This is a genomic window from Mesorhizobium sp. M0296 (genome assembly GCF_040321675.1).
Classification (GTDB): Bacteria; Pseudomonadota; Alphaproteobacteria; order Rhizobiales; family Rhizobiaceae; genus Mesorhizobium.
Window position 1 is genome coordinate 1 of sequence record NZ_JAMYRZ010000060.1, and the last position, 25,544, is coordinate 25,544.

The 25,544-nt window shown below is 59.6% G+C and carries 27 protein-coding genes and 1 pseudogene; 15 read left to right on the top strand and 13 right to left on the bottom strand.

What is annotated here, in order from left to right; translation table 11 throughout:
• Nucleotides 1–5: 5 nt before the first annotated feature.
• From NKI97_RS32705 to NKI97_RS32725, 5 genes and pseudogenes are all read left to right on the top strand, one after another.
• Nucleotides 6–179: a helix-turn-helix domain-containing protein gene (locus NKI97_RS32705; RefSeq protein ID WP_352838384.1), complete on the top strand. Its 174-nt coding sequence runs from the start codon at nt 6–8 to the stop codon at nt 177–179.
• Between the two features lie 224 nt (nt 180–403).
• Nucleotides 404–475 (top strand): annotated as a pseudogene (locus tag NKI97_RS35600) (hypothetical protein); the annotation flags it as partial.
• Complete coding sequence (locus NKI97_RS35605; RefSeq protein WP_502907139.1) at nt 441–1,154, top strand: DUF4062 domain-containing protein; 714 nt, start codon at nt 441–443, stop codon at nt 1,152–1,154. The pseudogene NKI97_RS35600 and the gene NKI97_RS35605, both read left to right, overlap by 35 nt.
• A gap of 7 nt (nt 1,155–1,161) precedes the next feature.
• Complete coding sequence (locus tag NKI97_RS32720) at nt 1,162–1,587, top strand: hypothetical protein (protein ID WP_352785944.1); 426 nt, start codon at nt 1,162–1,164, stop codon at nt 1,585–1,587.
• 94 nt (nt 1,588–1,681) lie between these two features.
• Entirely contained in the window at nt 1,682–2,653 is a 972-nt protein-coding gene (locus NKI97_RS32725; RefSeq protein ID WP_352838366.1) for an oxygenase MpaB family protein, read from the top strand.
• 117 nt (nt 2,654–2,770) lie between these two features.
• On the opposite strand, the gene NKI97_RS35610 is transcribed toward NKI97_RS32725, so the two are convergent.
• The 3 genes from NKI97_RS35610 to NKI97_RS32740 form a co-directional block, all read right to left on the bottom strand.
• Entirely contained in the window at nt 2,771–2,893 is a 123-nt protein-coding gene (locus NKI97_RS35610; RefSeq protein WP_502894702.1) for a hypothetical protein, read from the bottom strand.
• 381 nt (nt 2,894–3,274) lie between these two features.
• The gene (locus NKI97_RS32735; protein WP_352838367.1) at nt 3,275–4,054 is read right to left on the bottom strand and encodes an SDR family NAD(P)-dependent oxidoreductase; all 780 of its coding nucleotides are present in this window, start codon (nt 4,052–4,054) and stop codon (nt 3,275–3,277) included.
• On the bottom strand, nt 4,041–4,733 hold the full coding sequence (locus tag NKI97_RS32740; protein WP_352838368.1) for a GntR family transcriptional regulator: 693 nt from the start codon (nt 4,731–4,733) through the stop codon (nt 4,041–4,043). Before NKI97_RS32740 ends, NKI97_RS32735 begins: the two co-directional genes overlap by 14 nt.
• Before the next feature lie 206 nt (nt 4,734–4,939).
• On the opposite strand from NKI97_RS32740, the gene NKI97_RS32745 reads away from it, so the two are divergent.
• The 5 genes from NKI97_RS32745 (at nt 4,940) to NKI97_RS32765 (ending at nt 10,550) form a co-directional block, all read left to right on the top strand.
• A complete protein-coding gene (locus NKI97_RS32745; RefSeq protein ID WP_023680812.1) occupies nt 4,940–5,965 on the top strand; it encodes a sugar ABC transporter substrate-binding protein in 1,026 nt (341 codons plus the stop codon).
• A gap of 133 nt (nt 5,966–6,098) precedes the next feature.
• On the top strand, nt 6,099–7,139 hold the full coding sequence (locus NKI97_RS32750; protein ID WP_352838369.1) for an ABC transporter permease: 1,041 nt from the start codon (nt 6,099–6,101) through the stop codon (nt 7,137–7,139).
• Nucleotides 7,136–8,107: an ABC transporter permease gene (locus NKI97_RS32755; protein WP_352838370.1), complete on the top strand. Its 972-nt coding sequence runs from the start codon at nt 7,136–7,138 to the stop codon at nt 8,105–8,107. Before NKI97_RS32750 ends, NKI97_RS32755 begins: the two co-directional genes overlap by 4 nt.
• A 1-nt stretch (nt 8,108) precedes the next feature.
• Complete coding sequence (locus NKI97_RS32760; protein ID WP_352838371.1) at nt 8,109–9,629, top strand: sugar ABC transporter ATP-binding protein; 1,521 nt, start codon at nt 8,109–8,111, stop codon at nt 9,627–9,629.
• A gap of 51 nt (nt 9,630–9,680) precedes the next feature.
• On the top strand, nt 9,681–10,550 hold the full coding sequence (locus NKI97_RS32765) for a LysR family transcriptional regulator (protein ID WP_352501394.1): 870 nt from the start codon (nt 9,681–9,683) through the stop codon (nt 10,548–10,550).
• A gap of 99 nt (nt 10,551–10,649) precedes the next feature.
• Here the strand turns inward: NKI97_RS32765 and NKI97_RS32770 are convergent, their stop codons facing one another.
• Nucleotides 10,650–11,045, bottom strand: coding sequence for a VOC family protein (locus tag NKI97_RS32770; protein ID WP_023675598.1), 396 nt, complete (start codon nt 11,043–11,045; stop codon nt 10,650–10,652).
• Nucleotides 11,046–11,283: 238 nt separating this feature from the next.
• Between NKI97_RS32770 and NKI97_RS32775 the strand changes: the two genes are divergently transcribed.
• From NKI97_RS32775 to NKI97_RS32785, 3 genes are all read left to right on the top strand, one after another.
• Nucleotides 11,284–11,589 (top strand): ribbon-helix-helix domain-containing protein, encoded by a 306-nt coding sequence (locus NKI97_RS32775; RefSeq protein WP_023675597.1) that lies wholly within the window; start codon nt 11,284–11,286, stop codon nt 11,587–11,589.
• A 186-nt stretch (nt 11,590–11,775) separates the two neighbouring features.
• The gene (locus tag NKI97_RS32780) at nt 11,776–12,249 is read left to right on the top strand and encodes a hypothetical protein (RefSeq protein ID WP_023675596.1); all 474 of its coding nucleotides are present in this window, start codon (nt 11,776–11,778) and stop codon (nt 12,247–12,249) included.
• A gap of 104 nt (nt 12,250–12,353) precedes the next feature.
• A complete protein-coding gene (locus NKI97_RS32785; RefSeq protein ID WP_352838372.1) occupies nt 12,354–14,441 on the top strand; it encodes a sigma-54-dependent Fis family transcriptional regulator in 2,088 nt (695 codons plus the stop codon).
• A 100-nt stretch (nt 14,442–14,541) separates the two neighbouring features.
• On the opposite strand, the gene NKI97_RS32790 is transcribed toward NKI97_RS32785, so the two are convergent.
• The 9 genes from NKI97_RS32790 to NKI97_RS32830 all read right to left on the bottom strand — a co-directional run bounded on the left by NKI97_RS32790 (nt 14,542) and on the right by NKI97_RS32830 (nt 24,194).
• Nucleotides 14,542–15,039: a DUF1097 domain-containing protein gene (locus NKI97_RS32790; RefSeq protein WP_352838373.1), complete on the bottom strand. Its 498-nt coding sequence runs from the start codon at nt 15,037–15,039 to the stop codon at nt 14,542–14,544.
• Between the two features lie 188 nt (nt 15,040–15,227).
• Nucleotides 15,228–16,271 (bottom strand): NAD(P)-dependent alcohol dehydrogenase, encoded by a 1,044-nt coding sequence (locus NKI97_RS32795; RefSeq protein ID WP_352838374.1) that lies wholly within the window; start codon nt 16,269–16,271, stop codon nt 15,228–15,230.
• 39 nt (nt 16,272–16,310) lie between these two features.
• Nucleotides 16,311–17,939, bottom strand: coding sequence for a molecular chaperone GroEL (locus tag NKI97_RS32800; RefSeq protein WP_352838375.1), 1,629 nt, complete (start codon nt 17,937–17,939; stop codon nt 16,311–16,313).
• A gap of 76 nt (nt 17,940–18,015) precedes the next feature.
• Complete coding sequence (locus tag NKI97_RS32805; protein ID WP_352838376.1) at nt 18,016–18,813, bottom strand: iron-sulfur cluster assembly protein; 798 nt, start codon at nt 18,811–18,813, stop codon at nt 18,016–18,018.
• 5 nt (nt 18,814–18,818) lie between these two features.
• Complete coding sequence (locus NKI97_RS32810; RefSeq protein ID WP_352838377.1) at nt 18,819–19,841, bottom strand: amidohydrolase family protein; 1,023 nt, start codon at nt 19,839–19,841, stop codon at nt 18,819–18,821.
• Between the two features lie 70 nt (nt 19,842–19,911).
• Nucleotides 19,912–20,283, bottom strand: coding sequence for an MmoB/DmpM family protein (locus tag NKI97_RS32815; RefSeq protein ID WP_352742682.1), 372 nt, complete (start codon nt 20,281–20,283; stop codon nt 19,912–19,914).
• Between the two features lie 16 nt (nt 20,284–20,299).
• Nucleotides 20,300–21,358, bottom strand: coding sequence for an aromatic/alkene monooxygenase hydroxylase subunit beta (locus tag NKI97_RS32820; RefSeq protein WP_352838378.1), 1,059 nt, complete (start codon nt 21,356–21,358; stop codon nt 20,300–20,302).
• A gap of 47 nt (nt 21,359–21,405) precedes the next feature.
• Complete coding sequence (locus NKI97_RS32825) at nt 21,406–22,467, bottom strand: NADH:ubiquinone reductase (Na(+)-transporting) subunit F (RefSeq protein ID WP_023675587.1); 1,062 nt, start codon at nt 22,465–22,467, stop codon at nt 21,406–21,408.
• A 53-nt stretch (nt 22,468–22,520) separates the two neighbouring features.
• Nucleotides 22,521–24,194 carry an aromatic/alkene/methane monooxygenase hydroxylase/oxygenase subunit alpha gene (locus tag NKI97_RS32830; RefSeq protein WP_502907140.1) on the bottom strand — a complete coding sequence of 558 codons (1,674 nt, stop codon included), beginning with the start codon at nt 24,192–24,194 and terminating at the stop codon, nt 22,521–22,523.
• A 550-nt stretch (nt 24,195–24,744) separates the two neighbouring features.
• Between NKI97_RS32830 and NKI97_RS32835 the strand changes: the two genes are divergently transcribed.
• Complete coding sequence (locus NKI97_RS32835; RefSeq protein WP_023675585.1) at nt 24,745–25,218, top strand: hypothetical protein; 474 nt, start codon at nt 24,745–24,747, stop codon at nt 25,216–25,218.
• Nucleotides 25,215–25,538: a hypothetical protein gene (locus NKI97_RS32840; RefSeq protein ID WP_023675584.1), complete on the top strand. Its 324-nt coding sequence runs from the start codon at nt 25,215–25,217 to the stop codon at nt 25,536–25,538. Before NKI97_RS32835 ends, NKI97_RS32840 begins: the two co-directional genes overlap by 4 nt.
• Nucleotides 25,539–25,544: the final 6 nt, after the last annotated feature.

The window sequence follows — 25,544 nt, forward strand, 5'->3', positions numbered from 1 at the left end:
TGTCCATAAGCCCGGCACCGACGCATTCCGAGCTGGCGGCAACGATGAGCACGCACAGGGAAGCGGTCTCGCGCGAAATGAGCGATCTCGCCAAGAGAGGCCTGATCGAAAAGCGCGGCAGCAGGTTATTGCTGCATGACGTCTCGGCACTACGGGCGCTGGTCGACAAGAAGGAATAGCGAAGGCTGTCGCTGCGGCGGGGGGCACCGCACGTTTCATACTCCTCGGCCGCAAGTGATTATTCGTTCCGGCAAACCGGGCAACCTAGCGTGCCAGCGCGCGGGTCGGGCTTTGATCGCTTCACCCCTTGCAAGAATCATGACTCGGCATCTTCATGCGGGCACGGAACGTTATCCCCAGCCTGCTTGCAGACTTACAAGGGCGGATCGAAGGGTGAAGCCGCATGGACGTTAAATACCAAATCTTCGTCAGCTCGACCTATGCCGATTTGGTGGACGAAAGACGGTCGGTCATCGAGGCCGTTCTTAACCCTCGGGCATATTCCTGTGGGGATGGAGGCATTCCAAGCCAGCGACGACACTCAATGGGATTACATTAAGCGGCGCATCGATGACAGCGACTACTACGTACTCATCGTAGCAGAGCGGTACGGCTCAGAGTTGAAGGGTAAGAGCTCCACCCAGATGGAGTACGAGTACGCCGTCGCCCAAGGCGTGCCTACCGTGGCGTTTTTGCTCGAAGGCGGTGCTCGCAAGACGTGGGCCGCGGAAAAGGTCGAGTTCGAGAAAAAGGCCAAACTCGAGAGATTCCGAAAGCTGTATGAAAAGAAGCTCGTCAAATATTGGCGCAACAAGGACGATTTGGCGGGTAAGGTTGCGATGGCTATTAGACGTTATGACCGTGGTCTGAGCGGCGGCCCGCCCTTAGTCTTTGCAGCTGTTAAGCAAACGGGGGTTGCTCGGGAGTGCCGAGCCGAGCCCCAAGCGAAGAAAGGACGGGCCATGGAGCAAGATAACGTTTTTTACGTCGGTGTCGATGTGTCGAAAGCCAAGCATGCTGTCGCGATTGCCGAGGGCGGACGCGGTGGAGAGGTCCGGTATTTCGGCGAGGCGTTCCCCGCGCGCCGTCATCGTGATCGTGTCGCCTTCGGACAGTTTCGCCATCGGCATCGCCCTCGCAAAGGCCGCCGCTGAACTGGACGTGGAAAGCGCCATCATCGACGGTGAGATCGTCGTATTGAACGGGACTGGCCTGTCTGACTTCGGAGCCTTGCGGAAAGCCATCACCCGACGCCAGCACGAGTTGCTCGGCGTCGAGCGTGAACCCGGAAAGCCGGCTTTCGCCCTAATGGCTGAGCGTGGCACAGGACGCTATGTCGGGAGCGCCTTTATCACCTTGAACCGGGAGATGCGGGAACGCTGGGCGGCGCGATCGCCGGATCCATGCTCGGTGCCGGTGTCGTCAAGCCAAAAAGATCTTGCCTTCTCCTATCGGCGGACGAGGCCCGACTACGGCGGAAGCTCGCGCTGGATCGAGGTGACATGGATGACGACGCCCGAGCCTTGCTCCATCATCATTGGCAACAGGGCAGATCAAGCAGCGTTCATCGGCTTCGCGCGAGGATGATTTGGAACGACGGGAAGACCAAAGACGTTCGTGCATATTGCATCCGCTAGCCACAGGTCTAACGCTTGCTATTCTCAGTAGTCCGAGGCGTACCATGTTTCGCAACTCGGGCATCATTTCTCTGCCTCGCCCGCTTGAGCGTCGTGTGGACACTCTTGCCCAGTCGTTCATGCGCCAGCGGCTCGGATCTCAGATGGACTTCTCGACTCCGGAAGGCGAGCCGGCGCTGTTACCACCCAATTCCGTAACCTGGCGCATTTTTAAGAACCCTGTTGCGCTGTTCATCGGCGGGGTAACGGCGGTGCTGCTCGAATTGGCAGAGCCGCGGGTTCGCGACGCCATTTGGCAGCACAGCAGCTTCCGCTCCCTCGCGCTCCGACGATTGCAGCGTACGGGCCTCGCTGCTTTGGTCACGGTCTACGGCCCCCGATCCAAGGCTAAGGCCATGATTGAAGATGCGGTCAGGATGCATGGGCGCGTTTCGGGTCGAACCAGCGAAGGCGAGCCATACCACGCCACCGACCCGGAGCTGCTGGACTGGGTGCAAGCGACGGCCGAGTTTGGTTTCATGGAGGCCTATCACACCTATGTGCATCGTCTGCATTTTTTCGAACGGGACGCGATGTTTGCTGAGGCTCGCCCCGTGGCGCTTCTCTATGGTGCGGTCGGCGCGCCCACGTCTCAGGCCGAGCTTTACGCGCTGCTCGACGTGATGAGGCAAAGACTCGTCGCGTCGCCGATCGTGTCGGAGTTCCTGGAGATCATGGAAGAAGTTCCCGCCTTGCCGGGAGTTGCTCGACCCCTTCAGCGGCCGCTTCTGAAGGCGGCCGTCGAGATCCTACCCCAATGGGTCCGCAAGCGGTTGGAACTCGGCGACCGCTGGACCATGAAGCCGTGGGAGCGTGCTGTTGTGAAGACGACGGCTGCAATCTGCGACAGCACCGTGCTTCATTCATCACCAGCCGTCCAGTCGTGCCGCCGCCTCGGCCTTTCCGAGAGCTATCTCTATCGCCGAACGGCATCCGAAAACCTACACAGAACCGGACAGTGTTCGTTCCTTGACTAAATGTCAGGCACGCTCGTGCAGACGTTCAGCTTCTAGTTAACGCGTCTTGAGGCACGAACTCGATAGCCCACTGGACGGCGGGGCGTGACGCAGGCCCGCCAAGCAGACGCGAACAAACTACCGGACGGCTGCCGGCAACAGTGAAGCCGTCGTACCGTCAAAACCGGCATGGGCCGGCTCGTGGCCGGAGCCGCCGCCCGAGATGACCGTGTAGCCCTTCTCGGTGACTGTCAAAGTCACGATCCTGATCCGCGGGTCAAAGAGCGCCTCCAGCAGCTGAGCGGGGCCCTCCGGTGCGACAAGAATATGGCCGATAGAACCGACTATCCGAAGGCTCGTCTGTTCACCTTGATGACTGACAACTGTGCACAAACCATCTTGGGGAGCAAGCGCGTCCCGCGTGTCCGAACTCCGGAGGAAACTGCAATGATGCCCCAATCGAGTTGTCCCGCGGCCAGGCAATCATTCGTATAGATTGCCTGATGGGCCCTGTGCAAGTTGCCGATACCGAGATGCACGATTCCGGGCGTCACACTCCGTCGATCGTACCGAGGAATTTGGACACCGGCTGATGCGAGCGCCAAATTGGCGTAAGAAAGACGATTTTCCATTGTATGCAGCTCAATCGAAATGGAGACCACCGTTCATGTCGATAACCTCGCCCGTGATGAAACCGGCTAGAGGTGACGCGAGGAATGAAACGGTGTGGGCGACTTCTTGAGGTTCGCAAAATCGCCCGACCGGGATTTGAGCAAGCTGCGCCGCGCGCTGTTCGTCGTTGAGCTGTTCGGAAACCATCGGCGACATTACGTAGGCAGGCGCAATTGCATTGGAGGTCACGCCCTGGCCAGCGGTCTCGCGGGCAATTGAAAAGGTCAGCCCGATCATCGCGCTCTTCGAAACTGAATACGCCGTCCCTGCGGTCAAGCCTCCGCTTTTGGCGGCATAGGAGGAGATATTGATCACCCGACCCCACCGTTTCGAGCGCATCCCTGGAAGAAATATCTGGGCGAGAAGGAATGCGGCTTCTACGTTGACTAAGTTGACCCTTCGCCATTCCTCGATCGAGGTATCTGCCATTTTGTGGTTCGACAGAATGCCAGCATTGTTGACCAAAATATCGACCGAACCGAAGTGCTGAAGAACCTTCTCCGCCGCCGCGCGCGTCGAACTCTCAACTGCCAGATCAACACCGACGGCAACGGCGCCATGCCCTATCCGCGACGCCAGGGCCTCTGCGGCCTCGGGGAGCAGATCCATGACTGCTACTTGAGCGCCGGCGCGCGCCAGTTCCACTGCGATTGCGGAGCCGATAGCGCCTGCGCCTCCAGTTACGACAGCGGTTTTTCCTTCTAGCGATTGCAAGCGGGAATTCTCCGTTGCTTGGTCAGACGGCGGCATGGCGTGTCTCCGACGCATGCGCGTCGAAAAGGCCAAAGATTTTATCGAGATGGGCGACCAATGCGGCTTCCGCACCGGGTCCGTCATTGGCATCCAGCGCATCCAGAATTGCCAAATGCTCCTGCAGCACCACCGCAAACCGTGCGGCATTGCCGGAGAAGCGAATAAAGCGAGTCAGCTTGGCTTTAGCAGCGTGGATGGTCGTCCAAACTCCCGGTCGCTGCGCGAAAGACGCAAACAATTGGTGAAAATTCTCGTCATTGTCGTGAAATCCGTCAATATCGCCCTCAGCGATACTCCGTTCTTGAGCCGCCACCAGTGAACGCATTTCAGCGCTCATCGCTGGCGTCCAACGCGGCGCAACTTCGCGAAGAAGGCAAGTTTCCAGGGAACGGCGGACAAAATGGCTGTCTTGGATGCTGACGATATCAATTTGCGAAACAAAACTGCCGAGCTGCGGAAAGACGGTTACAAGTCCGTCTTCGACCAATCTTTGAATCGCTGCCCTCACAGGAGTGCGAGACACATTGAACTGGCGACACACCGCGTTTTCACTAATCGATTCGCCAGGCAAGAGCTTCGCACGCACGATTGCCTCGCGCAGGACGGAGTAAATTTGCTCACTCGCTGAACTGCGCCGGTTCAAAAACACGTCTAGTTCAGCCAATCCGGAAGACATGGCTTTCGCTCCATTCTGGTCGCAACGCGATATCGCGTTCCGCTCGCCTTCTTGCACAATGTCCGCGGAAAAATGCCATCAACAAAAAAGCAGTTGCACCTTGTATACAAGTGTACTAGAACTTCGGCGCTGAATGCAAGCCATTTGCGCTGGCGGTCTCGACAATTTCAAGCGGGAAGGCGGCGCTCTCAACGGGAGGAGTTTTGATGTCGAACTATTTGCGTCGCGTGCTCGCGATTGGACTGCTATCCGCAATAGGCGTGGGGTCCGCCTTCGCCGCTGGAGATTCAAAAATTGCGCTGGTTCCCGGAGGTCCGCACCCCTACTTCGCGGCGTGGGAGCAAGCTGGTAAGGATGCTGCCAAGGATTTTGGCCTGGCCGCAGCAGACTACAAGGTGCCGCAAAAGTGGGAACTCAGCCAGCAGAACCAGCTGCTCGAGAGCCTTTTGACCCAGGGTTACAACGGTTTTCTGATTTTCCCAGGTGACCCCGTCGGATCGGTCAGTACCGTCGACGAGCTCGTGTCCAATGGCGCGCCTGTCATCGGCGGCGCAGGGTGCTTCAAGGATCCTTCTTCAGCAACCTTCTGCCTCGGCACCGACACTGGCAATTCAGCATACATTGGAACCAAGGAGCTTTTGAAAACACTGACGGGCACCAAGAAGCGCATTGCTCATTTCACCGGCTTCCTTGTTGATCCGAATACCCAGCTTCGCATCGACGCCGTCAAAAAAGCGGCGGAGGAAGAAGGCGCAACGGTCGTCCAGGTCATCGCTGACATTGATGCGCCCGAGCCAGCCGAGGAAAAGATTAATGCCTACCTGGCAGCTCACGCCAACGACGTCGATGGCATCATCACGACCGCTTGGGTCCCTGCGGTTGTAGCATCGAACGCAGTCCGAAAGATCGGCGACAAGCGGATCAAGATGGTAGCCATTGATCACGATCAAGTTGTGTTGAAGGCGATCAAGGATGGCTTTGTGAATGGCACAATGCTGCAGAATCCGTATGGTCAAGGCTATATCGGCACTTTCGTTCTCGACAAGCTTCGTTCGGGTTGCGCGGTCAAGACCGATGCGCCTTTTAAGAAGAATGCCCTCACTGACAAGTTCATCGACTCGGGAACCGTCTATGTCGCGGCCGACAAAATCGACACTTATGTTGACGCCATGCGCGACACGACCAAGAAGCTCTTTGAAACCTTCCAGGCGACTTATCTGACCTGCAAGTAACGAGACTTCCGCCAATGCCGCCGGGCTGCGTTCAAGCAGACCCGGCGGTCGTCTAACCAAATTGCACGGTGTCTGTCGTGACCCAGAGCCAGGCCTGATAAGATGGCAGCCTAGCCATTGAAGGTGCGAAACCATGTCTTATTCAGATGTGCCGGCGAAGGGTCCGAGTGGCGACATCGTCGGCAAGCCGCGCAGAAATGCCACCGAGACACGATTCTATCTGACCAATGAGTTCGGGCTCATTGCCCTGATTGTGATCTTTGCTCTGGCCTTCAAATTCACAACAGAGGGTTTCTTTTCGGCCTTCAATTTGTTCACCCTCGGTCGTATCGCAGCCGTCAACATCATGATCGGCTTGGCCATGATGGTCGTCGTTATAACTGGGGGGTTGAACCTTGCTGTAGGGGCGATCGGCGTTTGTGCCGCAATGACTTGCGGCTATCTCATTGAGGTGGTCGGGCTTCCATGGCCACTCGCAATTCTCTCAGCGGTGGCCCTTGGCGCCTTGCTGGGCTTTATCAACGGATGGACTTCCGTTCGCACAGGATTGCACAGCTTCATCATCACGCTCGCTACAATGAGCATTTTCTTCGGCGTAATGATTTTCCTGACGCGTGCAGAATCCTATCGCGCTCTGCCACCCGTCTTTGCAGCGTTCGGACGCCTCAAGCTGTTGGGTTTTTTCTCTCCGTTCCTCCTGGTCAGCCTCCTGGCTGCATTGCTTCTGGGATATCTTTATAATTTGACGGCGGTTGGGCGGGAGATGCTGGCTGCTGGCGCCAAGCCCGAAGCGGCGGAGATGTCCGGCATAAATGTCGGGCGCATCTTCATATACTGCCACATGCTGTCTGGCGCGCTCGCCGCCTGTGCGGCTCTGATGCTAGTCGCACGCAATGGAGCGGCGATCCCATCAATGGCGGGACAACTCGGACAGGACTGGCTGCTCATCGCGTTCCTTGGTCCTGTGTTGGGGGGAACACTTTTGGCGGGCGGTAAGGCATCGGTGCTGGGGACGTGCCTGGGTGCGTTTCTGGTGACAATGCTGACTAGTGGTTTGCTTCTATTACAGCTGGGTGATTTCTGGATTCAGAGCTTTTTGGGTCTGCTTTTGCTGGCTGCGGTATTGATGGACAAAACACGCCGAACCTTTCTGGCCCGGAGGAACATGGCATGAACGGCTCCTTGGCCAACGCCGTGCGGAGCGACTGGTTTGGGCCGCTGCTGGTTACGATCGTGGCGGTTGCGATCGTGGGGGGCTTCAACCCATCATTCCTGTCGCCATTGAATATTCAGGTGCTGCTGCTCGCAATTGCAGTAAATGGCCTGATCGCGTTTTCGCAAATGCTCATCATCGCTATCGGTCAGATGAATTTGTCTGTCGGGGCTATCGGCGGTCTTTGCGCTATTGTTTTCGCCGGCATGATGGACGCGTGGCACGTGCCGGCATTCCTTGCCGCCTTAAGCGCGCTGTCGCTTGGGGTCATATGCGGCGTAATAAACGGATTTCTGATCGCCCGAACTGGCATTTCGGCGTTCGTAATTACCCTCGCCAGCCTGTCCGTTTACAAGGGCATCAATTTGGGCATCACACATGCCCAACCCTTTTATAACATCTCAGACGGCGTGAAATCCATCGGACAGGGCGCGATCTTCGGGATCATTCCTTGGTTGATGCTCCCGACCATGGCTGTCGGCCTAGCCTTGTGGTTCATGCTTAATCGGCAACCCATAGGGCGGTTTATTTTGGCAGTCGGCGGCAATCAACATGCCGCAGAATTGTCGGGAATATCGATTGCAAATACAGTTGTCATCGCGCACGCGCTTTCGGGGTTTCTTGCAGCGCTTGCCGGTCTTCTCCTTGTTGCCCGTTTACAAATGGGTCAACCGACGATCGGCGACGACTGGCTAATTTTGTCTTTTGCCGCGCCCGTGATCGGCGGCGCGGTCTTGGCCGGCGGACACGTCAGCGTGCCCGCTACGCTGCTCGGGGTGGTGATCGTTGCAATAATCACCCAAGCCCTAGTGCTTTTCGACATCGACCCGTTCCTCGTGCAGGTCGTGCTGGGCGCAATGATCTTGGCGGCAGTCGGCGCCAATCGTTTTCGGGAAAGTCGTTTGTCACGAAATCTCAAGAGGCTCTGAAATGGCGAGCGAGATAGCGTTCCAGGCTCTGGGCATTGAGAAGTCCTTTCCAGGCGTAAAGGCCCTAAAGGGCGTTTCCCTGACACTTAAAACTCATTCCATACATGCTTTGCTCGGCGAAAACGGCGCAGGGAAGTCAACGCTTATCAAGATCATTACCGGTGTTCACCACCCCGATGCCGGCCGCCTCATCCTGGAGGGCCAAGAGGTTCATTTCGGCTCGCCGCGCGAGGCCATCGCTCATCGTGTTGGCGTCGTACATCAAGAACGGAATCTTATCCCGAGGTTTTCTGTTGCGGAAAATATCCATCTCGAGCAACTAGGGGCTTCGTTGCTAAAGCCGGTGGACTATGCCGACTTGAACAAGCAGGCCGCGCGTTGGCTTGAGGCCCTCGGCCTAGACATCGACCCAAGAACCCCGGTATCGCGCCTTAGCGTCGCCAAGATGCAGCTGGTCGAAATCGCCAAGGCCTTGTCTCTGCGCTCGCGAGTGCTTCTCCTGGATGAACCAACCGCATCACTTACCTCGAGTGAAACTGATCTATTATTCTCGTTTTTGCGAAAGCTGCGAGACCAAGGCGCCAGCCTGCTATTTGTCAGCCATAAGCTGGAAGAAGCGCAGGAGCTTTGCGACAGCGTCACAGTGCTGAGGGATGGGTCGAATGCCTGTGAAAGCCGGCCAATGGAGGGCCTGGGGCGGCAAGACATTGTCCGATTGATGATCGGCCGGGCCGAGGGTGAAGGCGGCTGGCGGGAGCGCAACTCGACTGGGGCTCCTCCGGCCATCGAGCTCAAGAACATTGAAACATCTTTAGGTCATTCGGACGTCAATCTGCATGTCCGACAAGGCGAGATTGTGGGCCTCTATGGCCTCGTGGGCGCCGGAAGGACCGAGCTTGCAAAATGCATCCTGGGTCAGTTTCCGCTGACGGCTGGTACCGTCGAGATCGACGGGAAGCCGGTTAAGATCGGGTCGGTCGGCGAAGCCATCCACACGCATCGTGTGGGATACGTCAGCGAAGATCGAAAGGGCGAAGGTCTGGTCTTGATGCATTCGGTGCTGTCAAATGCTGGAATTGCAGTGTGGCGCCCCCTTTCGGCACTTCTCGGATTCCTCACCGACCGCCTCGTGCGACACAAGGTAACGCCATACATCGAGAAGCTTGAGGTGAAAACACCCAGCCTCGCGCAGACGGTGGCCAACCTTTCGGGTGGCAATCAGCAGAAAATCAGCGTCGCCAAATGGCTGGCAGCAGGCGTCAAGATCTTGCTGGTTGACGAGCCGTCAGTCGGCATCGACATCAAGACCAAGGCTTACCTGCACGATTTGCTGCGAGAACTCGCCGACAACGGCACTGCCATTTTGCTGATCACGAGCGACATGCCCGAAATGATCCTGCTTGCTGACAGGATTCTGGTCATGAACGACTATCGGCTTCAGGGCCAGCTAATTAATGACGGATCTTATGCCGGCATGAGCGAGGGCATCATGAATCTGATCCACAGGTCTGAGGCCGCCTGAGCTCCTCCCGCGCTACAGCCACGGTCGCAAGGAGTTTTTCATTTCTGCAAAATGGATATCGGCTGGGACGATCTGAGGTTGTTTCTCGACGTTGCGCGGCTGGGTGGCTTGAGCGCAGCGACGGGAACCACGCGCCTCAGCGCAGCCACCCTTGGACGACGCGTCACCGCGCTCGAAAAGCAGATCGGCGAACCTCTATTCGTGCGCCAGCAGACCGGCTACCGGCTGACCCCGGTCGGCGAGGAACTGCTGCGGCGCGCCGAAGACGTCGAAGCGGCAATGCAGTCGCTGACCCGCTGGCGCGAGGGAAACCTGCCCGACCGCATTGTTCGCGTCTCGGCCGGGCCTTGGACCTCGGCCTTCGTTTCCGCCCATATCGGCGAGATCTGGACGGTCGATGACGGCATAAGGGTAGAGCTTGTCACCACTACCGACCGGGTCGACATCGGCCGCCGTGCCGCCGACATCGGCATCCGCAGCGAGCGCCCGACCGAGCAGTGGCTGGCCGGCCGTCAGAGCGGCAAGGTCGCCCACGCCATTTATTCCGGACGTCACCTGATCAATGGCATCGCCGCCGGATTGTTCGTCGGCGTCACCGGCGAAGGCGCAAACATTGCCTCGGCGCGCTGGCTGCAAGCCCATCACGGCGACCGCATCGCCGTACGCGGCAACAACACCCATTCGGTGCGCGAACTGGTGGCCGCCGGCGCCGGCCTTTCGGTGTTTCCGTGCTTCGTCGGTGACGGCGATCCGCGGCTGGTTCGCGTTGCTCAGCCTATCCCCGAACTTGAAACCGACCAATGGATCGTCACCCATCACGAGGAACGTCACTCCCCGCCGGTACGGAAAGTCGCCGACCGGATTGCCGCCTTGATGCGGGCGCACCAGCCGCTGTTTCGCGGCGAGACGCCGATCCGGTAAGCCTCAGGCAGATCGGCCGCCAGTGGAGCCGCACGCTGGCACTCATGCCCTGGCCGACAGCCAAGTCAGATTGCACTGCCACATGCGGCGCGCAACGCCCTATTGGTAGCGGCCGTGGCGCTGCAGCACTTCGATCTGGTAACCGTCGGGGTCGCTCACGAAAAAGAACCGCGCAAGCAGCTCGCCTTCGTGGTTGAACTCGACAATTTTTCGCGGATTGAAACCTGCCGCCGCCAAGCGCTTGTGTTCTGTCTCGATATCGTCGACGCAAAGAGCCATGTGGCCATAGCCGTCACCAAGCGCGTAGGGCTCTTCCCTGCCCTTGTTGATCGTCAGTTCAAGCTCGAAATCGGCTTCCGCATTGTGCAGATAAACCAGTGTGAACGTGACGAAATCCAATCGGTCCGCAACATCGAATCCGAATGCCCTTCTGTAGAAACTGACCGACAGGCTCTCGTCCACCACCCGGATCATGGAATGAATTGCTTTCGCCAAAGGAGCCTCCAGTCTGCCGCGTGGTCTCCGTAACGCGCCTACCGTGGCCCATTGGTTGCAAAAAGGGGTGGCAGCCGGTTACCACGTCGAGAAATTGGCTTAAAGCTGGTCTACGCACTAAGGTCCGATTGTAGTCACTGCAAATTGAGCAGAAAATGCGCGTTGGGTTGGTATCATCCCGGCGGATGAGCGCAGAAACCGCGCTTTCGCACAAAGCCATCAAACGGGAGGTCTTCGCATGTGTAAGGTCTTTGCCGGGCAGGATCCGGAAGGGTATCGGCTGGTCAATCGCTCCATTCGAATAGGTGGCCATTCAACGAGCATCCAGCTTGAGGCCACTTTTTGGACGCTGTTGGACGAGATCGCCCATGGACAGGGGATGACGGCGCCGAAATTCCTCTCGACGCTTTACGATGAAGCACTGGAGATCAACGGGCATATCCCGAACTTTGCCTCCATGCTGCGCACCACGTGCGCGCTCTATCTGCGCGACAGGCAACCACTCGACAGCGAACCCTCGGAATTCACGAACAAGGCAGCCTGACCGGCGGGCACTTATTCAAAATGTCGGGGTACCGGAAATCCCGTGTAGCAGCCGCCTGCTACCAGCGACCCGAATTTTGGCGCTATGTGATATGAATGGCGAACTTCACCGAGGCGGTGTAGAGTTCACCACAAAAGAAGAAATGAGCCGTATCAACGGCAATGCTGAGCGAATCTGGGAGGATTCATGGTCGAGATTATCTCCAAGCGGGATGGCCCGCGGCGCGAGGACGTACAAGTCAAAAGACTGATCGAGCAGAACCGTTCGACCATCGTTCGCCTTGCCGACCAGATCAGCGGCGGCGGCTATTCGGCTTCCAGGAAACCACGCCAGCAACCGAAGGCGGAAGGCCTGATCATTCATGTTGGTGGCGGCGCGGTGCCTGTGCCCGAAGCCAGGCCGTCCATCCAGGTCACCATGAACGGCCGCGTGGTCTCGAAAGATCAGAACACAGGCCGCCAACTTCATCATATCGGTGATATCCGCAATCGGAGTGGGGAACAGATCTTCGTCCTGGCAACGAAGCAGAATGGCTTTTTCTCGCCGGTCGATGAAACCGTCGCCGAGGCGCTTGCCGACCTGGACGGGTCCCGCCTTGCCGCCACCTACACCGAAGAACAGCTTGCCGCCGACATCGGCGCGAAACTCGGCATCGACTGACCGTGCAGACGCCTGGGCGTGCTTGTGCACGTCCAATCCGCGTCAGCATACGAGCGCGACAGCATACAGAAATGGCATACCTCAAAAGCTTCTGTGATGGCTGAATGAAACGCGAGATAGGCCCCAATCAGATGAAGATCGATGCTGTTCCGGCGCGTGCGTCGCTGGCCGCTGGGCAAATGGTTCTGAGCAACATCGACTATGACGAGCGCGCTACCATGCGCGCCTGGGAAACTTTTCTGGCCGACGAGCCCAAATGTGCCCGCGCTCCAATCCAACCCAACCACGTCCGCTCTCTCATTCACGATTCCTGGTATCGCAGCGCCACCGGCGGCATCAACGCTCAAGGTATTGAAGCGCCGCTGAGCAGTGATCGCGACGAGATCGAATATCTGACCCGCGCCAATGCCGAACTGCTTTCGGCGGCGCGGCGGTCGTTCGCCTCCCTTGGCCAGCTGCTGGATGGGACGGGCGCGATGCTGGTTCTGGCCGACAGCGACGGCGTGCTGATCGACGCCATCGGCGACAAGAAGACGCTGCATGACGGCATGGATATCCACCTCGCCATCGGCGGCAAATGGAACGAGGATGCCGTCGGAACCAACGGCATCGGCACGGCGCTGTGGACCGGAGAGCCGACTTTCGTCCATGCGGCCGAGCATTTCTGCGCCGGCATCAAATCCTGGACTTGCGCTGGCGCGCCGATCCGCGATCCGCTCGACGGCAAGATCATCGGCGTCGTCGACCTGTCAGGCTATTCGCCGATCTTCCGGCCGCACAACACCGCGCTCGTTGCCGCCACAGCCCGGCAAATCGAAAAGGCCTTGGCCGAACAGCAGCAGGAACAGCGCACGCGCCTGCTCGAAGCCTTCATTTCCTCGGCTCCCAGCTACCGCCGAAAAGACGGGCTGGTGATCGTCGACCATCGCGGCCGCGCCATCTTCTGCAACAATGTGCCCGACGGCGAGACCACAGAAATGATGGACGGTCCGATGGAACCTGGTCGTGGCCGTTGGCTGATGAACCTTCCGTCGTCCGGGTCGGACGCCGACCTCACCAAGGCGCTGCCGGCACATCTGCGATCCTGCCACATCACGCCACTCAAGCTCGACGGCGACCTCCGCGGCGCGGCACTGGTGTTCCCGTCCGTGCCGACAGTCTCCAGCGTGACGGTGGTCCGTAGCGAAGCGAGCAAGCACCTTCAGGATGCTGTCGCCATGATCGTTGGCAAGAGTGAGGCGCTGCTGGCCGCCGTTGAAATCGCCTGTCGTGTCGCTCAATCGAACAGCGCGGCTTCGTTATTGGTCGAAGGTGAGACGGGAGTTGGAAAGGAGCTGTTTGCCCGGCTCGTCCATGCAGGCAGCCGGCGCGCGGCGAACGATCCGTTCATCGCGATGAATTGCGGGGCGATCACCAAGGATCTTTTTGGCAGCGAATTGTTCGGCCATGTCGCCGGCGCCTTTACCGGCGCCTCGCGGGACGGCAAGCCAGGTGTTTTCGAGCTCGCCAACGGCGGCGTCCTCAGTCTCGACGAGATCGGCGAATTGCCACTCGAGATCCAGCCGTTTCTGCTGCGCGTCCTGGAAGAGCGCGTGGTCAACCGCATTGGCGACAGCCGGGGTCGCCCAGTGGATGTGCGCATGGTCGCCTCGACCAATCGCGATCTCAAGCAGGAAGTTGCCGCCGGCCGCTTCCGGCGCGATCTCTATTATCGAATTGGTGCGGTCTCGATCACGGTCCCGCCGCTGCGCGAGCGCGGTGAGGATGTGCTGCTGCTGATCGAACATTTCAACCGGCAGATCGCCGCCACAGCAGGCGAGGACCCGCTTGAATTCTCGCACGAGGCGCTCGAGGCCCTGCTCGCCTACCATTGGCCGGGCAATGTGCGGGAACTGAAGAACCTCATTGGGCGGCTGCACATCTTGGCGCGCGGCGGCACCGTTGAGCTTCAGGATCTTCCCGGGGAAATCAGTGCGGGCAATCGCAACAATATGACCATGCACGGCGATCATCCCGCAGCCATGCTCGAAGCACCGGTGTGCACATTCGAGGATGCAGAATGCCAGGTCATCAAGAACGCGCTCGCCGCAGAGGGTGGCAATCTCAGCAAGGTCGCGCTGAGGCTCGGTATTTCGCGGCCGACGCTCTATCGCAAGCTCGGACAATACGGCATCCGGCGCGGTTTCATCTAGACCCAGGTCCGTTCACCGGCACAAACCCGCGGCATTCGCGCCGCGGGGCTGGGGGAAGTTCGTCGACTAGCTTGCCTTCAGGCAGCGGACGCGGAAATGATCAGGCCTTTACGACAGCACCGGTCACTTTCTCTGAGACATAGCCGAGGATGTTGCCGATGATCAGCGAGATCACCGCAGCGGCCGCGACCTTGGTGATGCCGCTGGCGCCTTCGCCGTAAGCGGCGGCGGCAAGCAGAAAAAGCGCGGCGGTCGTTGCGTAGCCATAGACCGCTGACGGAATGGCGCTCAGCAAAGGCAGCTTGGCGGCGAGAATCAGGACTATGATTGAAATGCCGACGCAAATGCCGGCCATGATCGCCGTAACACCAATGGACGTCAGTGCTATCAATGCGCCGGCGGCGCAGATCGCTCCCCAGAGGTTTGCAACCGCCGAATTCTTGAACCCGGCTGCCTTGCCGCCACAGTGATAGAAACTCCCCCAGCCCACAAATACCGCCCAGATCAGCAGATAGGGGTTGCCGATCGTGATCGCTGCCCACGTTGCAATGCCACCCATAATGCCGATGACGACGGCCAGCCCTGTAACAAGATCCATGTTGTCCTCCCGTTTTCCACACCACGAAGCAAGGAAACTCGTTTCAGGATCGCGCTTCGCTGACGTCCCGATACGGAAATGCCATGGCATCAGCCACGGAGCTCAGAAGGAAGGCTTGCCGGGTCAGGCAAGCAGTCAGATCGAACCGGACGCGGTAGCCGTTCGGCGCCGCGTTCGGTCCAAATGTTTCAGGGAACGATGACGCCGCGTCCGGTGAACCGTCGGTTCTTGAAATCGTCGAGCGCGGTGTTGATGCTTGCGAGGTTATACTCGGTGTAGTGCATCTTCACCTTGCCGTCGGCGTTCAGTTCCATCAGTTCGACAAGCTCGGTGAAATTGCCGACCAGGCTGCCGCCGATGTTGATCTCCTCGATGACGAGATGCGCGGTCGGCACGTTGATATTGCCGCCATAGCCGACGACGAACAGTTGCCCGCCCTTGCGCACCATCTTCCAGCAGATGTTCTCGACACCGAGTTCACCGACGAAATCGATCACCACATGGGCGCCGCCGCCGGTGATCTGGCTGACCTCCTCGACGATGTTCGGCCCGCCATCAAGGACGTAGTCGGCGCCAAGATCCTTGGCCAGCACCTGTGCTGCCGGCTCGCGATCGACGGCGATGATGCGGCAGCCCGAAATCGCGTGCAGCGATTGCAGCGCGATATGGCCGAGCCCGCCAATGCCGAGCAGCACGCAGTAGCTCCCCGGCCTCAAGAGCTTCGCCGCCCGCTTGGCGGCGCGGTAGGCGGTGATCCCGGCATCAGCCAGCGGCGCCACCTCGATCGGCGTGACATTGGCGTTCAGCTTGATCAGCGAACGCTCGCTGGTGATGAAATATTCGGCGAAGCCGCCATTCATGCCAAGGCCGGGGAATTGGCCGTTGTCGCAATACATGTCCTCGCCATGCCGGCAGTTGAGGCAGATGCCGCATGAGCGGAAGGGATGGCAGATTACCGCGTCACCGCGCCTGATCGATCTGACACCGCTGCCGACCTCCTCGACCCAGCCGGCATTCTCGTGGCCCATGATGTAGGGCAACAGCGTGCCTTCGGGATCCATGGTCGGCTTCCACACGCCCTCGATGATGTGCAGGTCGGTGCGGCAAAGGCCGGCAGCACCCACCCGCACAATCACCTCGTCGGGCGCGGTGATTGTCGGAGTCTTGACTTCCTCGATCTTGAGCTGGATGTTCATCTTCGGATCGTATTCGTACAGTCTGGCAGCTTTCATCGTCGTATCCTTTCAACGTCGAGATTGTCTGGAATTGCTTCAGGCGCGGCCGAGCTTTTCAGAGCCGCCACCGCGAGCCGGTCCGGCCGTCGGATCCTCGTCCTCGGCGAGATGGCCAATCAGCGTTTCGGTGGTCAGGATCAGCGTCGCCACCGAAGCTGCGTTGGCGAGTGCTGTGTAGGTGACACGAACCGGATCAATGATCCCTGCCTCGAACATGTTCTGGTAGCTGCCGGCAGACGCGTTGTAGCCATAGCCGCCGTTGATGCGCGTGACTTCCGCCACGACTGCTTCGGGATCGGCGCCGGCATTGGCGGCGATGCGCCAGAGCGGCCGCGACAGCACCGACCGCACCAGGCGCACGCCCTCGGCGACATCGCCGTCGACGCCGGCCACCTTGTCGAGCAGCGGCGCGATCTGGGCAAGCGCCGACCCGCCGCCGGCGACGACGCCCTCTTCGGATGCGGCGCGCACCGCATTCAGCGAATCCTCGATGAGCTGGATGGTTCGCTTCTGCTCGACCGGTGTGACACCGCCGGCATAAAGGATCGCGGTGCCGCCAGAGAGCTTGGCCAGGCGTTCGCGCAGCTTGTCCTGATCGATGTTCGGCGGCGAGGCTTCATACTGCCGCTGCACCTGGGCGCGGCGCGATGCGATTGCCGCATGATCGCCGCCGCCGCGAATGATCGAGGTGTAGGACGAACTGGTCTTCACCCGGTCAGCCCTTCCGAGATCGTCTGCGGTGATGTCCTCCAGCCTGCCGCCGAGGTCGCGCGCGATTACCTTGCCGCCGGTGATGATGGCCAGATCCTCCATCATCGCCTTGCGCCAATGGCCATATTCCGGCGGGTGGACGACGAGGTATTTTCCCGGTCCTTGCTTGCCGAGCAGCGTCACCACCACTTCCGGCGACATTTCCTCGGAGACGATCAGCAGCGGCCGACCATCCTCGTCGGCAATGCGGCGAACCGCATCGAGCTGCCCGGGTTCCTTGATCTTGAGGTCGGTCATCAGGATGTAAGGCCGTTCGAGAACCGCCTCCATCTTCTCCTGATCGGTCACCATGTGGTGCGAGAGATAGCCGCGTTCGAAGGACATGCCCTCGACCACATCGAGCGTGGTCTCGGTGGTCACACTGAAGTCCGTGGTGATGACGCCTTCGGCCCCTACCCGCTGATGGGCTTCCGCTACCAGCGCGCCAAGCTTGGCATTGGTCGCCGCAATGTGCGCGACCGAAGCGAGAATGCCGTTGCCCTTGGCGGGCTTGGCCGAAGCCTTGAGCGCGGCCACCACCGCCGCCACGGCAAGGTCGATGCCCTTGCACAGATCGACGGATTTCGCGCCGCGTTCATTCGCCTCCACACCACCCTGGATGAGCGCGTTGGCGAGCACGATGGCAGTCGTGGTGCCGTCGCCGGCGACCTCGTTGGTTTGCATCGACACTTCGCGGACGACCTGCGCGCCCATGTTTTCGAAACGGTCGTGCAGTTCGATCTCGGAGGCGATGCTGACGCCGTCGCGGGTCACCATCGGCGTGCCGATCGGCCGGTCGATCATGGCGTTCATGCCTTTGGGGCCGAGTGTCGGCTCGACGGCAGCGGCCAACCGAAAGACACCACGGGCGAGAGCACGGCGCGCTTCGGAATTGTGAAGCATAATTTTGGGCATGATTCCTCCTTCCGCCTTACGGGCGGGTTGTTGGTTAGGTGCCTCGTGCGAGGGAGGCCGTTGTTTCAGCTCTGCTTCAGGCGGTCGGCGCGGCCCGTGCCGGCACGCGATCCATGATGAAATCGACCAGCGTCGGTTCGCCGTCGACCACATCCAGTTCCTTGTATCTGGTCAGCTTGAGCCCACGGCAAAGCGCGCCGTTGAACTCCATATTGATACGCACACCGCGCAGTTCGGCGAGATGGGCACTGAGTGCGCCAGCCGGTATGCGTTGCCCTTCCCATGTCACGAAAACAGGATCATCCGCCCGGCGGCCGGGAAAACGCTCAAGCAGAGCCGCCCTGTACCTCGGCTTCTGTTTGGCCGCTTCGCCCGGTTCGAAGCGCGCGACATCGTATGCCGGCAGGTCCATGTCCAGGATTTCCTGATCGGTCAGGCCGTGCTGCCGCAGGCCGCGCAGGACTGCCTCCTGGCGCCGCTTGAATGCCTTCATCCTGAAGGTTTCGCGCAAAGCGCCGAGATCCTGATCCTCGGCAAGTTCGGCGAATATATCGCCGAATGTCTTGCCGGCCTCTATGCCGCGATTGACCTCTTCCGCGAACATATGGTCGTGCAGCTTCACGCGATAGGCGGGCGACCATGAGAGCTGGTCGAGCGCCTTGCGCACGCCGTCCAGCATCAAGAATGCGAAGTTTGGCGAGCACCAGTAGGTCGGCAGGCGGAAGTCTATCTCCACGCTACCATCGCTCGTCATCTCGGCCCGCTCGACGAAGCCCATCTCCGTGACGGGTTCGTCGAGTTCCGGGTCGTCGACCTCACCAAGGCGCCGCCAGAGTTCCTTCTCGCGGCCGTCGGAAACGCTGGCGGTTGCCATGGTTCCTACTCCGCCGCGATGCTGAAGGGCGCGCTGGCGAGCGCCTTCTTCTTGGCTTCGATGTCGATGTTGTAGAGACGCGCGGCGTTGAGCCCGAGGATCTTTTCCTTGATCTCGTCGGTCAGCTGCACGCCCCTTTCGGCGGCTATATCCTCGGGGATTTGATAGGCCCAGAACTTCTCGACCAACCAACGCGGCGTCCAGATCGCGTAGTCGGAACCGAACAGGATCTTCTCTGGCCCGATCCAGAAGAGCAGTTCGGCGATGACCTCGCCGAAATAGCGCGGGCGGGAATGGATGAAGGGCAGCGCTACCGCCAGCCCGCCATAGACGTTAGTCTCCTGCGTCGCGATCCAACAGAAATCGTCGAGGCGCGGCAGGCCGCAGTGCTCGACAATCCAGTTGAGGTTCTGGAAATCAGTCGCAGCGTGGTCGACGTCATGCACGTCGAAGGCGTCCTTGCTGAGCGGGATAATGGTCGGACCCTTGTGGACGTGAATATTCCTGATGCCGAGCTTGTCGCAGAGCTCGAAGCATTTGTAGGCATCGGGGTCAGTGAGCTTCCAGCCCTTGGAGGCGCCGTTCCATTCGGCCGTGTACATCTTCACTCCCTTGACGTCGTAGGTCTCCTTGAGGAAGTGGATGTACTCAAGCGCCTTCTCACCATCGCGGGGATCAAAGGCGCCATTGACGATGAAACGCTCCGGATAGCGCTTGGCCACCTCGGCGTTGCGTTCGATCGTGTTGAACCCTTTCTTGTAGAAGTCCTTGAGATAGGTCGACTGGACGATCGCCACATCATCGGGACCGTCGATGAACAAGTCGCGATAGAGATCGTCGGCACTGTATTTCTCGAACTTGCTCTTCTCCCACAGCTGTTCCTTCGGGCTGAGCCCCGTGTGATAGGCGTAGAAGCACTCGATGAACTGCTTGCCGTGGATATTCTTTTGGTTTTCCGGGCTGCCGTCCCAGAAATGGGTGTGGCCGTCGACCACGAAAATGTCCTTGCCTTCCGGTGTCCTGTACATACTTGCCTCCACAATGGTCGCGTTGACGGGTCGGCGCGCCGTATGCAACGGCGCGCCAGGTTTTTGGCGGCTATTCGATGTATTCGAACATCTCGTCCATGTTGCCGAACAGGATCACGGTGTTGTCGTCGACGCGAACCATGCGGCCGTAATGGGTGGAGGTGTTGACCTCGAAGGTCTCGGCCGAAATCTCGCGGCCGAGATATTCGCCGATCGCGTCCATCTTGAAGATCAGCTTGCCGTCACCGTCGATGCGGATCAGCGCCGGCTGGTAGGTGATGGTCACCCCCGGCTTCTGGCCCATGAATTCGGCGATGGCGCGAGCCTCGACCGAGTCGTTCATGGTGACGCCGCACTGGTGCGAAATCGTCTGCTCGAAGGTGATGTCCTTCATCGCCTTGAAGATGTTGGAATGCGATGCATCGCGTGCTGTAGTTGACATGACGATTTCTCCCGTGTCAGCGCTTGAGGCCGAGTTCGCCAAGGATTTGGCCAATCCGCTCCTCGGATTTGGCGCGGACATCCGCGAACGCGACCGGCTTGGAATGCGGCATCGACCAGATCGGCTGCAGGCCGGTGGCTGCCTTGTCGGCGAGCGCGCCGTGCTTCTTGACCCAGCCCTGGAAGAGCTTCTTGTTGGCGGCGCCATGCTTCTCGTCATTGGCGAGCAGGTGCATGAGGTCGATCGTGTTGGCGAGGTTGCGCTCGTAGTCGGCCTCGGCTGCCGAGATCACCGCAGGCGTGATGAAGTCGTGGTTGGCGGCGGCGATCTGCATCAGGAAACCTGAGCGGAACACTTCCCCGACCAGCGGTTCGAAGACGATGTTGATGACGAAGTACTGTTCGAGATAGTCGGTCGCGCCCATGATGGTCTCGACCGCTTCGCGGGTGCCTTGCCAGTTCTTGTCCTCGAGCCAGGCCTTCTTGCCGAGTTCGTCGTCCCAGCCGGGCAAGTCCATACCGATCTCGGCAAGGTAGAGCGTGATGTCCTGGGCAAGCCGCAGCTTGTAGGACGAATTGGTCAGCGTGGCGTTGTTGATCATCTGGGTGTAGCCGTAGCGCTGCGCCTGCATCAGCGAAGTGCCGAGCCCGAATTCGGCGTGTTTCCAGGCGCCGAGCTGTGTCTGCAGGATCTTGACCCAGGCCTTGTCGAAGGTCTTCGGGGTGCCCGACTTGCGCGCATTGTTGATGACGCTCTGCACCATGGTCTCGATCTTCGACTGGCGCTGGTAGTGCGTGCGCTCCCACTCCTGGTCGGGAGCGCGGAAGGTGTGCCAGTTGGAACTCTGCGCGGCGGTGTTCTGCTTGACATAGGCGCCCTTGCCGTCGGCAAACGAGATGATCCAGTCCTGGATCAGGTAGCGTTCCGGGTCGGGCTGAACGTCGACCGTCATGTCCTCGTAGTGGGTGGCTCGCTGGCCTTTCGGGTCGAAATACCGGTATTTCCGGCTGTCGGAGTCGGCGAAGATCGCCGCGCCGGCGGCTCCGGATCCGACTGAACTCGAGGTTGCAGGCATAGTCTCTCTCCCTTGTTGCAGTTGTGGTTGGCTTGGCGCGGCCGCCCTCAATGGGCCGGCGTTGCACCCGCCGATGTGGTGAATTTGTCGAAGAAGATCCGCTCGGTTTCGAAGCCGTTCATGAACAGCACCGGCTGCAGCGCATCGATCATCGGCGGCGGGCCACAGGCATGGACATCGCCCTGCCCGTCGACCGCCAGTTGCTTGAGCACGGCGTCGACACTCTGGTGCACGAAGCCACGTTCGCCCTGCCATTCGGCGTCGTCATTCGCGTGCGACAGCACGGGAATGAAGGTGACGTCGGAATGTTTGCCGACCAGCTCGGCGATCCTGTCGAGATAGAACAGGTCATTGCGGGTGCGGGCGCCGTAGAAGAAATAGACCGGACGCTTCTCGCCGCTCTTCAAATGGTCATTGAGGATCGACCAGATCGGTGACATGCCCGAGCCGGCGCCGACCAGGATCAGGGGTCCTTGCCGTTCGTCGCGGCGGAAACAGGTTCCGTAGGGTCCGACGACGGTGACTTCGGCTCCGGCTTCGATGCCTCCGGAATCGAGTTCTCCGGAAAACTTTCCCTCAGGGTATTTTTTGATGATGAAGGAGAGTTTTTCGGTTTGGTCCGGCGTATTTGCCATGGAGAACGAGCGCGTAATCGTCTCCCCTTTTTGCGTGGTAACCGTGATGTCGACATATTGCCCCGCCCAGAACTTCATTGGGGAGCCGAGCTCGATCTCGATGCCGCGAATGTCGTGGGTCAGGTGCTCGATGCGAGCAATCCGGCCCTTGTACGTCTTCACGGCGATCGCTTTCGCCAAAATCTCCTCGTCGTAGTTGAGAAGCTCGACTTCCAGGTCGGAGAAGGCGATGCAGCGGCACAACAGGACGTGCCCGCTCTCCTTCTCCATGTCGTTCAGCGCGAAGGTCGAATATTTCAGCATGTCGACTTCGCCTTCGAGCAACACGCTTTTGCAGGCCGAACATTGCCCTTCCTTGCAGCCGTGCGGCAGCGCAATGCCCTGGCGGAAGGCGGCGTTGAGCACCGTTTCGCCATGCTCGACGTCGAATTCGACGCCAACCGGGCTGAGCCTGACCGTGTGGGTTTCCGACATACGGACCTCCAGTGAAAGGAAGGGGCGGGACCAACCCGCCCCCTTTGGCCTGATCAGTTGCAGGGGGTGATGGTGAAGCCCTTGGCGTATTCCGCCAGGTGCTTCTCGCGGTCCACGGGCGACATGGCACGCAGCGCGTTGAGCGGCGATCCGAGCTTGTTGCCGCGCACATCGTCGAGCGTCCACATCTCCTTGTCGTCGAAGCGCAGATGCGGCTGCGGAACCAGCGTCTTGCCGTCGGAACGGACGAAGTTCAGGTCCTTGATCGCATCGGCCAGATCCCAGCCGTCATAGAGCGTCTCCCACTCGCGCTTGCCGCTGAAGCGGCCCATCGCCGGCGTCGGACGGCCCTGATACTCGTCGGCGAAGGCGACCGTTGCGGTCCACTTGTCGAGCTCATGGGCGAAGGTGTGCAGCTGGCCGTCGATCTCGCCGACCACCATGTCCTCGCGGATCAGGCAAGGGACGAGGCAGGACCAGCAGCGGTGCGGGTAGACGTAGCCGACGTCGCTGTTGAACAGCAGCACCTTCTCGCCCTTGTGGCTGAGCTTGGCGTACCATTTCCAGAAGTCGCCGAACTCGGCGTACCAGCCTGGATACTTATGCTCGAACCACTCGAAGTCCTTGTCGGTCTGGGCTTCGATGCGCCAGAAATTGACCGGCCAGCCGACCGCGAAGAACTGTCCTACCTTGTGAACATAGTTCTTCTTGGTGATGCGTTCCCAAGCCGCCTGGACGTCGTCGTGATGGACCTTGATGCCGTATTTCTCGAGCGGCAGCATGTAGGTGCGATAATAGTCCTCATAGATCCAGCGGTGCCACATTTCCGCGTAGGATTCCTTGTTCTTGTCGCGGTTGGTGGTGCCGTATTCGATGAAGGTGCCGATTGCCGCATCGACGATGGCATGGTTCTGCCAGAAGGCGTAACGCAGGTCGCGCTCCAGCAAGAGGTGGTTTTCCGGCTCCTTGAGTGCTGCCATCAACAGCGAGTGGCCATTGCCGATATGCCGGCTCTCGTCGGACTGCACCGACAGGAAGACGGTCGGCAGCGCGTAGTCGCCGTTGCGGGCGGCTTCCGAAGGCATGGCGACGAACAGCGTGTTGGTGAAGGCGGTCTCGGCGACCACGGTCAGGTACATGCAAGCGGCGGTCATGGTGTCGCCGGTGATGAAGCCTTCCGCGAATTGCCGGCCGATGGTGGTGGCATAGCATTTTCCGAAGGCCTCTTCGGTGATGTCGAAGCCGGCCGGATCGATGTAGTTCTCCATGTACCATTTCTTCAGATTCATCTGGATGGTCGAGTGGCGGAACTCGTCGATCATCTGCATGGTGAAACCGGTCCGGAGTTCCTCGCCAGGTGCGATGCGGGCGACCATCGCCATCGAGCGGGCAGCCGAAATTTCCGGGAAGGGAATGATGGCCAGGAAGAGCTTCATCCACTCGACCCAGCGCGGCTCGACATTGCGGAACATGTCGCCGCGCAAGGCGGCATCGAGCGCGCCATAGACGCGGTTGTCCTTCTCTTCCTGCATCGGGAAGTAGGACCGCAGGACCTGCTTCATCGGGTCGCGCGGCGTCTTGTTGATCTTGTAGTCGGTCGGAAACGTCATTGCTTCCTGCACGTAGGACGGATTCCAGCCGAGATCGGCAATCTTCTTGGTCGCCTCGCCGACGGAGATTCCGCGTTGCGAGGTAATCTTGTTGAGCGTCAGAGACGTCATGGTCATAAGCCTCCACCAGGTTTGAGCCGCAGGTCCCTTGACCCCGGCATGAAGCGGCAAGCACCGCCAGTGAGAGTGCGAGCGGCATGACAAAGCGTTGCGCGTCGAGGCGCGACCCGAGGTCCGGCCGTTCAAGTGGATCGGGGCAAAGGTTTCGAGGCGTCTGACAGGGAGCCGCAGCGCCAACCGCATCTGCGATGGGCGTATCGAAGCGGTTCTGCTTCCTCCGTTCCTTCGTTCTTTTGGCACCGCGTCAAGCGCGATGGGCTTCTTGTGAGAATGAACAGTGCAAGCGTCGTGCCAGTTTCGAAACAGTCCCATGGCTGGCGCTCAAAGCAAAATTGCCGCTCTTTCGGCGCGCACCCGGCAGCCAACTGTAACGTTCTTTTACAGTTGTAACTTACGCCTGTAATATTTACCGTATATTCGCACGCGCAGCATATTTAGTTAGCAATTGCAGAAAATCACAACACTCATATTTTCTGTTTAACTCTTCGTCTATCTCTACTATTTGACGGTCATGGCCCACGCACAGGCCTAGCGCTGGAGAAAGACCATGCCGAACGATAGAGACCGAAGGGAACCGCCCGAGCCAATATCCAGCCATGCCGATGGCGTCAGCGGCGATCTCGTGAAACTGATGCCGCGCGACCTGGTCTTCGTCATGCGCTTCATGGGCGAGAGCCAACACCGCCTGCAGAACCATTTCCAGGACTTCATCAGGGCCGAGCTTGCCGGCGGCGGCGTCACCACAAAGACGCATCCGATGATCCATCTGTTCATCGAAAGCCATGCGATCCTGCTGCGCGACTTCGTGTTTTCCGGGGTTTCGCTGACGCGCCAGTTCCGCATCGAAGAGATCGAGCGCCTGACCGGTGACACGACATCGATGATCCGCGTCGACATCTGGGACCAGCTCAAGAGCCACATCGAAACGGCCGAAAAACAGTTCCAGTCGCAGGCCGGCACATTGCCCAAATTGCTGTCGGCTTTCGAGAAACCGCAGGGGCCTTTGGGGAGCGAAAAATGACCGGAGGATCCCACACAGCCCGGCGTGACGCGCTGCTTGCTCGCCGGCTCCGTCTCGTCGCCAGCGTCTCGGCGCTTACCGCGGAAGCGCTGCGGCTCAACCAGAAACGCGCCGGCATCGAAATGGACGTGCTGCGCCTGGAACTCGAAATCGGCAGAAGCGGCGCCACCGAGCAACTGGTGCGGGACTTGCATGAGGCAGGGCAGAACGCGGCGGTGATCGCGCAGGCGTGCTCGGCTTGCGAGGATCGCATCATAGCTGCGGAGGGCGATGTCGAGGACGTCGACCGTAAGCTTGCCGCAGCGTCGAACGAGGACTGATGGGAG